The organism is Streptosporangium saharense (assembly GCF_014203715.1).
Lineage (GTDB): Bacteria > Actinomycetota > Actinomycetes > Streptosporangiales > Streptosporangiaceae > Streptosporangium > Streptosporangium saharense.
In genome coordinates, this window is sequence record NZ_JACHJP010000018.1 from 40,032 (window position 1) to 50,542 (window position 10,511).

Here is a 10,511-nt window from a genome sequence, read left to right on the forward strand (position 1 = left end):
TGGGGAACAGCCTTCAACCTCAACTTTCATTTAGGTCAAGTGGGCGCCATAGAGTAGCCGTCATGATCGTGCGACGTTCCCCCGACGACCTCGCCGCCTACCGGAGCCGGGTGCTGGGCAGCCTGCTCGGCGGCGCCCTGGGTGACGCGCTTGGCGCGCCCATCGAGTTCGACTCGATCGACGGCATCCGCAGACAGTACGGCCTCGCGGGCGTGACCGGCCCGGTCCCCGACTCGCTCGGCAAGGTCGGCCTCGTCACCGACGACACCCAGATGACGCTGTTCACCGTCGAGGGCCTGATCCGCGGCGGCGACGTCCCCGCCGTACGAAACGCCTACCTGCGCTGGCTGGACACCCAGCGACTCCCGGGGCCCTCCCACTCTTCTGGCTGGTTGGGTGAGCAGGGCTGGCTCTACGCGCGGCGGGCCCCCGGCAACGCGTGCATGTCCGGCCTCACGTACGGCTTCGCGGGCCCGGCGCCGTTCGGCGAGCGGGGGCCGGTCAACCCCGAGTCCAAGGGCTGCGGCACGGTCATGCGCTCCGCCCCGTTCGGGTACGGCGCGCGGGACGCCCGGGAGGCTTTCGAACTGGCGGCCCGGTGCGCGCAGATCACCCACGGCCATCCGACCGGCTACCTCGCGGCGGGCGCCTTCGCCGCCATGGTCCATCTCGTGCTGGCCGGTGAACCGCTGGGCTCCGCCGTACAGGGAGCGGCGGATCTGCTGGCGGGCCATCCCGCCCACGAGGAGACGAGCCTGGCGCTGCGCGCCGCCGTACGCCTGGCGGAGCAGGGAGACCCGAGCCCGGAGCGGGTCGAGTCGCTCGGCGGGGCGTGGGTCGCCGAGGAGGCACTGGCCATCGCGGTCTACTGCGCGCTGGTCCATCCCGGCCCCGGCGACCTGCGGCGGGCGCTGCTGCTCGCGGTCAACCACTCCGGCGACAGCGACTCGACCGGCGCCGTCTGCGGCAACCTCCTGGGCGCCCTGCACGGACATCGGTCCCTGCCCACCGACTGGCTCGCCGACCTCGAAGGCCGCGAGACCATCACCGACCTCGCCGACGACTTCGTGACCTGGACGGCCGGGGAGACCGCGGCGGACGGGTCCTGGGAGAAACGGTATCCCCGCGACTGACCACGGCCCGCTTCCAATTACTCATTCGGCGGGATTTCCGCCGGGCCGTCAGGAAAAGCCATCGGCGAGGTCCATTGCGGGGCCGGATGGATCATGTGAAACTCGGGGGACGTTGGAGAGCCCGGCGAATCGAGGGCATCATGGCACGTCCTTGGGAGGCCGATCCGCGCGCCGAGCTGAGCAGGCGCCTCGGCAGTTCACCGCTGGAACTCGGCACCACGACCGCGAGTCCGGACTGCCCGGACATCTGGGAGCTCTCCAACGGAGACATCGCGGTGATCGGCCGCGACCTCACCGAGGACTACCGGGACCGGCTCCCCGAAGGGGTGGGCCTCTCGCGTGACGAACGCCCGGTGGTGATTCCCCGGATCCAGCTCATCTCCGCAAAACGGGATATACCAGATGATTGATGATATAAGCGCATATAAAGCGGAGACTTTAAGCCCGGAAGAGTATATTTCGGATTTCTGGCCGTATTTCCAGGAGATCGACGGGGTTTTCTGGAAGCTCGAATGCCGCCAGTCGTTCCGGGAACCGCGCAACCCAAGCTGGCAGGCCCTGGACCGGGGCGACTGGGACGAGGCGCTGCGCATCATCGACGAGACCCGCGACGAGATCCAGAGTCCCGTCCTGGAGGCCCCCGGGTTCCCGATGCGCCGCCTGCGTGTCGTGCGCAGGCCGTACAGTCCCTATCTTCGCTGGGAGCTGTACTTCATCCGGCTGAGAGCGCAGGCGGGAGAGCAGATCCGCGTCCTGGACGCCGAGGAGCTGGAGCCGGGCCGCGACCTGCCCGAGCTGGTCATCCTTGGCTCCTCGGTCATGTACGAGGTCCTCTACGACGAGGGCGGGACGCTCAGCGGCGCCCGCAGGATCACCGACCCCGGGCTGATCGAGGGCTGCAAGAGCGACGTCGAGGACCTCTACGCGCGTGGCGAGGACCTCCTTCCCTTCCTCGAACGGGAGCGGCAGGCGCTTCCTCCCCCGTTACCGACCACGGGCAGAAAGCTCGGGTAGTGCGTGGCGGCCCCCTGTTCAACCGACTCGCCGGAGGCGGGCGCCGCTTCCTTCTCCTCGCCCTGCTCTTCCTCCTTGTGCTGGCGGTACCCGGCTTCGTGGTGATATCTCCGCTTTTTCTCACCCTGCTCAACGACCAGGACGCCGACTGGAACAGGCTGAGCGACATCGGCCAGACCTACGGGGCGGCCTCGGCCGTCCTTGCCGTCTTCGCCCTCATGGGGGTGACGGCCTCGCTGATCCTGCAGGCGCGCGAGGCCAAGGCGGGCCGTGAGCAGACGCTGCGCGCCCTGCACACCGACCTCATGCGGATGGCCATGGACGACCCGCTCTACCGGGCCTGCTGGGGGACGTTCTTCACCTCCCAGGACGCCGACGAGCAACGCGCCCACATGTACGTCAACATGATCGTCAACCACTGGCTGATGATGTGGGAGCTACGTGCCATCACCGAGGCGCACCTGCGGTCGGTCGCGTCGGTCGTACTGGCGGGCCCCACGGGGTGGCGGTTCTGGACCGACGCCAGGCGACGCCGCCTGGTGAGCGCGGGCACCCGCAGGGAGCGGCGTTTCAACCGCATCCTCGACGAGGTCTACCGTACGGTCCCCGTCCCGGCCGCCCCTCTTCCCGAGCCCCCTGCCCGGCGTCCCGTGCGAGGCTGGCTGTTGCTCCTGGCGTTGCTGGCCGTACGGCGTCGCAGGGCGTTTCGTGCGCGGTCCGGCGGCGGCTGAGCATCCGGCACGAGGGACACACGTCGTCATTGCGGCGATTCTCCGTGTCACCGTACCGATCCCTCTTTTCTTCCTTTGACAGATCCGCCGTATGCCGAAATGATCACGCCTTCCGGCGGCGTGCACCGGTCCATCGGATCGGCGGACGGCGCCCAGCGTCATCGAGAGGGGACGTCGAGTGTCCGTGACGGACCAGGAGCTCGCCGCCGAGCTTCGCGAACTTGCCGGTCACCCCTGTCTGGCGGCCCGCCAGGACCAGCTCCACGACCTCGCGGATGCGGTCATCGATCCCGGCGAGGCGGAACGCTGGTGTGAGATCGACCTGTTCGCCGCCTTCTCCCCCGACGACACCATCCTCACCGAGGCCCAGCAGGAGCGCGGACGACGGTTCGGGCTGGGCGCCGCTGTCGGCCCCGCCCTGGTCTTCGTGCCGATCTTCATCACCTGGCTCGGGCTGATGATGGCCACGGGCGCCTACGGTGACGTCCTCGACACGGGAGGCCCGGAGGCGGCCCGCCGCCCCTTCCTGGAGATGTGGCAGCAGGGCTTCGACGGCAGGCTGCCCGAGTTCTTCAAGTTCGACAACATCGCGCTGTGCACGCTCGCGGCGATCTTCTGCCTCATCCTCTGGACGGTGCTGGAGAACGTCACGAAGAACAGGAAGGAGGACGCCGCCGAGCGTGACCTCGCCACCCTGCGCGTACGGCTGCGCGCCGCGCTCACCCGGGCGAGCCTCCTGCTCGGCGCGGTCCGGCTGTCCTCCCCCGCCCGCTTCGGCGCCGAGCTGAGCAAGGCGGCGGCCGACATCGGCTCCGTCGGCACGATGGCGCGCAAGGTGCACACCGAACTGGTCGAGGCGCTCACCCTGACCCTGGAGGCGACCAGGAAGACCACCGACGCGCTGACCGCGAGCGCGCTCGACGTACGCGACGGCGTCGAACTCCTCGGCAAACAACTGGCGGCCGTCAACAGCACCTGCGACGACCTCACCACGGTCGTCGCACGCGCGTCCGCCATGATCGACAGCGCGGGCACCAAGACCGGACAGGCCGTGACCAAGGCGGGCAACCAGCTCTCGACGACCATCTCGCAGACCACCCTCGACATGCGGCGCTCGTTCAACGACGAACTCGTCCGCTCCATGCGGTCGGTGCAGGGCACGGTCTCCGGCCTGGACAGCCGGATCGACAAACTGGTGGACGCCACCAAGAGCATCGGCTACGCCGTCGACCGCGCCGCCCTGTCGATCGACGCGGTCGGCTCCTCGACGGAGAAGGCCGTCGATCTCCTCGGGGAACGGGTCAACGACACCCTCCTCGGCACGACGGAGGAGTTCCGCCGCACCTTCGGCGGCACGGGCGCGGAGATCAAGGAGGCCCTCGAAGGCTGGTCCGCCACGACCGAGGCCCGCCTGTCCCGCGTCGAACGCCTGGCCGCCCGCGCGGGTTCTCGCTCCGAGGACTCCCGTGCGAGTTCTCGTCCCGGGGACGACCCTCGTGTGGGAGCTCGTGCCGGGGACGACTCCCGCGCGGGTTCTCGCTCGGACGACTCCCGCGCCGAGGATGACCAGGACGTACGGCGGAGGGCCGCCTGGTGACCTCCCGTCGCAGGACCTCCACCTCGACCCTGCTCGCGGGCTGGCTCTTCGCCGACCTGCTGCTCGGCGTGACGATCATCATGCTGGGCGCCCAGTCCCCCGACCCACACCCCCGGGCCGCCGCCGAGGCCCATCCCACGACCGCACCCGAGGCACGAACTTCCGCGAACGCCCAGCCTCCGACGGAACCTCACCCCGCCAAACCATCCCAAACCGGGATTCCCCAGACTGAGGCGCCTCAGGCTGGGTCTCCTCAGACCGAAGCTGCCCAAACCGACGCTCCCCGGACCGGGACTGCTCAGACCGAGGCTTCCCAGAACGAGGCCCCCCAGACTCAGACTTCTCAGGCTGAGGCTTCCCAGACCGGGACCTCTCAGACCGGAGAATCCAGGCCCGCCCCGGACGTCCAGGCCACTGAAAAGTTCCAGGGCGCCACGGAGGCCCAGGCCCCCGGGAAGGCGGGGCCCACCGCCACGGGCACCGCCCGGCCGTTGCGGGACACCGTCCGCCCCCTGCCGACTCCCTCCCCCACCCCCGACCGGCCCTCGCCGCACGCCAGCGCGTCCACCAAGCCCCGGCCCTCCCGCAAACCCGCTCCGTCCCCCTGTGTCAGCCGCCTCGGGGACGTCCAGGCGAAGCCGATCACGATCTCCTTCCAGCTCTCGCCCGGCATGGGTGACGAGGCGCTGGCCGTACAGGTCAGGCAGGAGCTCCTGCGGCACCGCGACCAGCTGGCCGGGAGGCACGCGGGCATGGTGCTGACCTTCGGCGCCGACGGTGGCGGGGGTAACGGCGTGCGCCTGGCGACCCGGGTCAACGCCGCCATCCGCGAGACCTACCCGCGTATCTTCGGGGCGGCCGTGACCCGCAACTTCCACGACCTCGCCGCCCCGCCCGGGTCGATCTCCATGGAGGTCTATCTCATGACCTACGACTGCTCCCCCGTGTCCGGTTCCTAGCGTGGACGACGTCCTGGGCCGAGGTCCGATCGGCAGATGGCGTACGGCCCGCGGCACGGCGACCGTGCTCGTCGGCGACGAGGTGATCTTCGCCCCGGACGGCACGGGCCTGCTCCGCATCCACTCGGTGGCCTTCGGCGGGGAGACCCTGGGGTTCCGCTGGCGCATGCTGGGCCGGGCACACCTGCGAATCGAGCCCGTGGACGCCGGGGAGGACGCCGTGTCGCTCCACCTCGAACTCCGCCCGCACGAGACCGACACCGGACCGCAGACGGTCCTGGCCGAGGCGGGAAACGACGGCTTCTGGCTTCTCCTCGACCCCCTGGAACGAATCGGCGACGCCTGAGACCGACGCTCAACGGCGACGACGCATGTTCACTGCTTCCACCTGAGGCATTTCGCCACCGCCCGTGCGAGACGCAGGCACCGTCGCTACCTCCCGTGCGGGTCGGAGGCGTTTTCACTGCTTTCCGCATGGACCTGAGACGTTTCACTACTGTCCGTGCGGATCGCAGGCGCCTTCACTCCCATGTGGCTCAGAGAGGTCTTCACTGCTTCCGCGCGGACCTGAGGCGTTTCGCTCCCGCCCGTGCGGAACGCAAGCGCCGTCGCTACCTCCCATGTGGCTCGAAGCTTCCCGCGTGGACCTGAGACGTTTCACCACCGCCCGTGCGGGACACGAGCGCCGTCGCTACCTCCCGTGCGGGTCGGAGGCGTTGAGTGTCTCGACGACCCGGTCGTAGTCGCCGCGTGCCTCGCCGTAGCGCAGGAACTTCACCCGTTCGACCTGGATCTCCTTGACGTCCGGCTGCTCCCGCAGCAGTTCGACGACCTCCGTCACGAACTCCTCAAGCGGCATCGCGAAGTCGCTCTCCTCCTGGCCGGGCAGCAGCGCGGTCCTGACGGCCGGCGGCACGAGTTCCACGACCTTCACGTTCGTGTCGGCGAGCTGGAGCCGTACCGACTCGCTGAGCATGTGGATCGCGGCCTTGGACGCGTTGTAGCTGGGCGTGACCCTGAGCGGCGCGAAAGCCAGCCCCGAGGAGACGGTGACGATGGTGGCGTCCGACTGCTCTTGGAGGTGCTCGACGAACGCGGCGATGAGCCGGATGGGGCCGAGCACGTTGGTGGTGATGGTCTCCTCCGCCGAGGCGAGGAAGGTCTGCGGCCTGTGCCAGTCCTCGACGCGCATGATCCCGGCCATGGTGACCAGGACGTTGAGGTCCGGGTGCCTGGTCAGCACCTCCTTTGCGGCGGACTCGATGCTCGCGGGGTCGGCCGTGTCGATCCGTACGGTGTCGAGGCCCGGATGCTCGGCGGCGATCCGTTCGAGCAGGTCCGCGCGCCTGCCGCCGACGATGACCCTGTTCCCCCTGGCCTCCAGTTCGAGGGCGAGGGCCAGACCGATGCCGCTCGTCGAGCCCGGGATGAAGACGGTGTTCCCTGAGATGTTCATACGTCCAGCCTGCTCCGTGGGCCGCGGCCTATTCAGGGACGCCGCATCGGGGGATCGGCGGTCCTTGGTTCACGGCCGTCGGCGTGGGGGTCGGGGGCGGATACTGAACCCATGGATCGCAGCGCGCTCGCCGACTTCCTGCGCCGTCGCCGTGAGGCACTGCAGCCTCGGGACGTCGGCCTGCCGACCGGCGCGCGCCGCCGTGCCCCCGGCCTGCGGCGTGAGGAGGTGGCGGCGCTGGCCGCGATGTCGGCCGACTACTACACGCGGCTCGAACAGCGGCGCGGCCCCCAGCCGAGCGAGCAGATGCTCGCCTCACTCGCCCGCGCGCTACGGCTGACGACCGACGAGCGTGACTACCTGTTCCAGGTGGCGGGGCACACCCCTCCGGCGGCGGTCTCGGTCGCGGCGCACGTCGCCCCCGCCCTGCTGCGGGTGCTCGACCGTCTCGACGACACTCCGGCGCTCATCCTGTCCAACCTGGGCGAACCGCTGGTCCAGAACCGGATGGCCGACGCCCTGTTCGGTGACGGCTCCCACCACACCGGCCTGGCCCGCAGCGAGGCCTACCGCTGGTTCACCGATCCCTCGGCGCGGTCGCGCTACCCCGAGGAGGACCATGACAGGCACAGCCGTACCCAGGTCGCGAACCTCCGGGCGGCCTACGGGTCGATGGGACCCCGTTCCAGAGCGGGTGAGCTGGTCAGGGCGCTGCGGAAGGCGAGCACCGAGTTCGCCGAGCTGTGGGAACGGCACGAGGTCGCCAGGCGTTTCGAGGACCACAAGACACTGATCCATCCCGAACTCGGCCCGATCGAACTGGACTGCCAGGTCCTGTTCACCGAGGACCAGTCCCAGGCGCTGCTCGTGCTCACCGCTCCCCCGCACACCGAGGCCCACGAGAAACTCCGCCTCCTGTCCGTCCTGGGCCACCAACACTTCCCCATCCCCGGGGAAACGTCCTTCCCATAGGGCCGCGAAGCCGTACACACCGGGGATGTGGCACCGTGAACGCACATCTTGCGAACCGCGAACTGGAGGGACCATGTCGAAGCCGCCGCTTCCCGAAGAGGCAGTCGCCATGCTGAGAAAGGCCAACCCCGCCGTCATCGCCACACTCCAGCCCGACGGCCAGCCGGTCTCCACGGCCACCTGGTACCTCTGGGACGACGGCCGGATCCTGGTCAACCTGGACGAGGGCCGCAAACGCCTCGACCACCTCCGCAACGACCCCCGCGTCACCCTCACCGTCCTCGACGAGAGCGACTGGTACACCCACATCAGCCTCATCGGCCACGTCACCGACATCCACGACGACGAGGACCTCACCGACATCGACCGGATCTCCGAGCACTACACCGGCAGAAAATACCCCCGCCGAGACCGCACCCGAGTAAGCGCCTGGATCCAAATAGACCGCTGGCACGGCTGGGGCACCCTCAAGGACAACAACCAGGCCTGACCAGGCGTGACCTCCCCCCTGATCTCGGACAACAGCTCAGGGGGCAGGACACTCCCCGCCTTCGCCCCCGTTTTTCATGCCGTACGGCAGCGCCCGGCACGCGCCGGAAAATTCAGAAACACCACCCCAAAAAGGTAGACGTGAGGGCCACTGCATCCCTCTAAACAGAGAAACCGTCCCACGAAACCCCCGGCGTTGATCAACGGGAACCTTTCATGGTGGAATACCGCGGTGACAGCCCCGAGCATGAACGCCGAAACGGAAGCCGCCGTCGAAGCACACCGTAGGATTGCCGGGCTCGCACAAGCCAATGCCTCGGGCCTGGACAAGGCCAGCCAGATAGCGCAGGCCGAAACCTGGGTGGGCGGCGGTGCCCCCACCTTCGCCAAAGAGTTGTTCCAACGTCGCGCACTGCTACAACAGGCGTTCCAACGGGCACTGGACGAAATCGCGGAATTGATCGTACGGAGAGGGGGAACGTCCCCTCCACGAATTCAGGTGGTCACACCACCCCGGACGACCATGTCCGCAGGTCCCAGCGGTTTCCGGGGGATAGACGTCGGACAGATGGAATCCCTCATCAGGGAACTGAACAGGACCGGCCCTCCTTTGCTCGAAGCCGGGTCCCAGATGCAGAACATGTGCTCACGGCTGTGCGTGGATTCGCCGTTGAAGCGCAACGTACGGTCGCACAAGAGGAGAGAGACCACGCCTCAGCCATGCTGAAGGCCGCCGCGGAGGTACGGGCAGCCCTCGACAAGGGAGACAAGGAGGGCCGCCCACCGGCACTGTTGCTGCTCTTCGACGCCACGGCCCCGCATGGCCGGGCGGTGGTGTCGTATGGCGACCCCGACAAGGCTCACCACATCACCACGTATGTGCCCGGTCTGACCACCCAGGTGGAGAACAGCACCGAAGACTTCCGGCGTTCCCTGGTCGTGTGGGACCAGGCGAACAGCGTGGACCCGCTCAAGAAGACCGCCTCGATCGCCTGGCTCGGCTACGACGCTCCCCAGGTCGATCCTGGGCTGGTCAACCCCGCCAAAACAGTGGCTATGAGCGGGGCCGCCGAGAAGGGATCGAAGGAACTGCTCTCCTTCGTCGACGGGGTGCACAGCACCCACGACCCCGAGGTGCCGACCCATCTGACCATGGTGGGACACAGCTACGGCTCCCTGACCACAGGAAAGGCCGCGGCACAACGCCCCTTCGGCACGTTCGCCGACGACCTGGTGTTTGTCGGCAGCCCCGGCGTCGGTGTCGAACAGGCCGTGGATTTGGGCATCGACGCAGAGCATGTGTGGGTGGGAGCCAACGACGACGATCTGGTCGCCAAGGCTGGCTGGTTCACCGCGAACCCCAGCAAGTCCGGGTTCGGCGCCACCCGTTTCCGCACCGGAGAAGGCGGTCATTCCGATTATTGGGTGAAAGAAAAAGATTCACTCCAGAATATCGGCTATATCGTCACCGGAATAACCGAAGAGGTCAGTTCCCACACTGATTACGCCATGGTTCTCGCCGGGAAGCAATGATGCGGGAATCCCGACCGGCTCCCGCGTCGGGGCACAGAGCTCGACAACCGCAGGCCGGCAACCTTCATCGGCTGTTCACCAGCGCAGGAAAGGGAGACATGACACGACGGCTGCGCATCGCGACGGTGTCGGCGGTGTTGGTATTACTGACGACAGGCTGTCTCAGCAGCCCCACGGAGGAAGCGATGACGGCCGAAGGCCCCTCTCTGTCCGAAACTCAGGCCACCGAACGAGTCGAGAGGCTCATCCGTACGGCCATCGCCGGAATCACCCCTCCCCCGAAACTCGAACTTGTCCCCACCAGCCTCGCCGACCATCCATGTATCCCGAACTATGGGAACAAGCCCACCGGAAAAATCTACATCATCCGGTCCTACTACCTGTCCGAGCTTCCCGAAAATCTCCTTCCTGATGCGGCGAGGAAGATCCAGACGAACTGGGAGGAAGCCAAAAACAAGATAACGGCCTCCCGTACCGGGAGCGCAGAGAGGCCGCGGCTTTCCGGGGAAACGAGCGACGATTTCTACATGTCTCTCAGAAGGTGTTTGAGAGTTGATCGCTAGCCTCAGCGCGTCCATTCGAGCGGCCGGGGTCCAGACCGTTGAGCAGGGCATCCTCGGGTGATCC

The 10,511-nt window shown here is 67.9% G+C and carries 12 protein-coding genes; 11 read left to right on the plus strand and 1 reads right to left on the minus strand.

Translation table 11 applies throughout. The annotated features are described in order from the left end of the window. Nucleotides 1-62: 62 nt before the first annotated feature. The 7 genes from FHS44_RS39380 (at nucleotide 63) to FHS44_RS39410 (ending at nucleotide 5,780) form a co-directional block, all read left to right on the plus strand. Nucleotides 63-1,133 (plus strand): ADP-ribosylglycohydrolase family protein, encoded by a 1,071-nt coding sequence (locus FHS44_RS39380; protein WP_184725591.1) that lies wholly within the window; start codon nucleotides 63-65, stop codon nucleotides 1,131-1,133. Nucleotides 1,134-1,273: 140 nt separating this feature from the next. Beyond that, on the plus strand, nucleotides 1,274-1,543 hold the full coding sequence (locus FHS44_RS39385; protein WP_184725593.1) for a hypothetical protein: 270 nt from the start codon (nucleotides 1,274-1,276) through the stop codon (nucleotides 1,541-1,543). Continuing rightward, the gene (locus tag FHS44_RS39390; protein ID WP_184725595.1) at nucleotides 1,536-2,147 is read left to right on the plus strand and encodes a DUF6879 family protein; all 612 of its coding nucleotides are present in this window, start codon (nucleotides 1,536-1,538) and stop codon (nucleotides 2,145-2,147) included. Before FHS44_RS39385 ends, FHS44_RS39390 begins: the two co-directional genes overlap by 8 nt. Then, nucleotides 2,147-2,878: a DUF6082 family protein gene (locus FHS44_RS39395; protein ID WP_184725597.1), complete on the plus strand. Its 732-nt coding sequence runs from the start codon at nucleotides 2,147-2,149 to the stop codon at nucleotides 2,876-2,878. The genes FHS44_RS39390 and FHS44_RS39395 overlap by 1 nt, the downstream gene beginning before the upstream one ends. 178 nt (nucleotides 2,879-3,056) lie before the next feature. Next, nucleotides 3,057-4,475, plus strand: a complete 1,419-nt coding sequence (locus FHS44_RS39400; protein WP_184725599.1) for a hypothetical protein — start codon at nucleotides 3,057-3,059, stop codon at nucleotides 4,473-4,475. 491 nt (nucleotides 4,476-4,966) lie between these two features. Then, entirely contained in the window at nucleotides 4,967-5,434 is a 468-nt protein-coding gene (locus tag FHS44_RS39405; protein ID WP_184725601.1) for a hypothetical protein, read from the plus strand. 1 nt (nucleotide 5,435) lies between these two features. Beyond that, on the plus strand, nucleotides 5,436-5,780 hold the full coding sequence (locus FHS44_RS39410) for a hypothetical protein (RefSeq protein ID WP_184725603.1): 345 nt from the start codon (nucleotides 5,436-5,438) through the stop codon (nucleotides 5,778-5,780). Between the two features lie 345 nt (nucleotides 5,781-6,125). On the opposite strand, the gene FHS44_RS39415 is transcribed toward FHS44_RS39410, so the two are convergent. Further along, on the minus strand, nucleotides 6,126-6,890 hold the full coding sequence (locus FHS44_RS39415) for an SDR family oxidoreductase (RefSeq protein WP_184725604.1): 765 nt from the start codon (nucleotides 6,888-6,890) through the stop codon (nucleotides 6,126-6,128). A gap of 111 nt (nucleotides 6,891-7,001) precedes the next feature. Between FHS44_RS39415 and FHS44_RS39420 the strand changes: the two genes are divergently transcribed. The 4 genes from FHS44_RS39420 to FHS44_RS39435 all read left to right on the plus strand — a co-directional run bounded on the left by FHS44_RS39420 (nucleotide 7,002) and on the right by FHS44_RS39435 (nucleotide 10,447). After that, nucleotides 7,002-7,862, plus strand: coding sequence for a helix-turn-helix transcriptional regulator (locus FHS44_RS39420; RefSeq protein WP_184725606.1), 861 nt, complete (start codon nucleotides 7,002-7,004; stop codon nucleotides 7,860-7,862). 73 nt (nucleotides 7,863-7,935) lie between these two features. Beyond that, nucleotides 7,936-8,352 (plus strand): PPOX class F420-dependent oxidoreductase, encoded by a 417-nt coding sequence (locus FHS44_RS39425; RefSeq protein WP_184725608.1) that lies wholly within the window; start codon nucleotides 7,936-7,938, stop codon nucleotides 8,350-8,352. 719 nt (nucleotides 8,353-9,071) lie between these two features. Next, a complete protein-coding gene (locus FHS44_RS39430; RefSeq protein WP_184725610.1) occupies nucleotides 9,072-9,884 on the plus strand; it encodes an alpha/beta hydrolase in 813 nt (270 codons plus the stop codon). Nucleotides 9,885-9,982: 98 nt separating this feature from the next. After that, nucleotides 9,983-10,447, plus strand: a complete 465-nt coding sequence (locus FHS44_RS39435) for a hypothetical protein (protein ID WP_184725612.1) — start codon at nucleotides 9,983-9,985, stop codon at nucleotides 10,445-10,447. The last annotated feature ends 64 nt before the right edge of the window (nucleotides 10,448-10,511 follow it).

Bases quoted from the DNA above. Each gene is read 5' to 3' on its own strand.
- FHS44_RS39435 (WP_184725612.1), top strand. From the start codon at position 9,983: ATGACACGACGGCTGCGCATCGCGACGGTGTCGGCGGTGTTGGTATTA.
- FHS44_RS39380 (WP_184725591.1), top strand. From the start codon at position 63: ATGATCGTGCGACGTTCCCCCGACGACCTCGCCGCCTACCGGAGCCGG.
- FHS44_RS39385 (WP_184725593.1), top strand. From the start codon at position 1,274: ATGGCACGTCCTTGGGAGGCCGATCCGCGCGCCGAGCTGAGCAGGCGC.
- FHS44_RS39425 (WP_184725608.1), top strand. From the start codon at position 7,936: ATGTCGAAGCCGCCGCTTCCCGAAGAGGCAGTCGCCATGCTGAGAAAG.
- FHS44_RS39390 (WP_184725595.1), top strand. From the start codon at position 1,536: ATGATTGATGATATAAGCGCATATAAAGCGGAGACTTTAAGCCCGGAA.
- FHS44_RS39420 (WP_184725606.1), top strand. From the start codon at position 7,002: ATGGATCGCAGCGCGCTCGCCGACTTCCTGCGCCGTCGCCGTGAGGCA.
- FHS44_RS39430 (WP_184725610.1), top strand. From the start codon at position 9,072: ATGCTGAAGGCCGCCGCGGAGGTACGGGCAGCCCTCGACAAGGGAGAC.
- FHS44_RS39415 (WP_184725604.1), bottom strand. From the start codon at position 6,890: ATGAACATCTCAGGGAACACCGTCTTCATCCCGGGCTCGACGAGCGGC.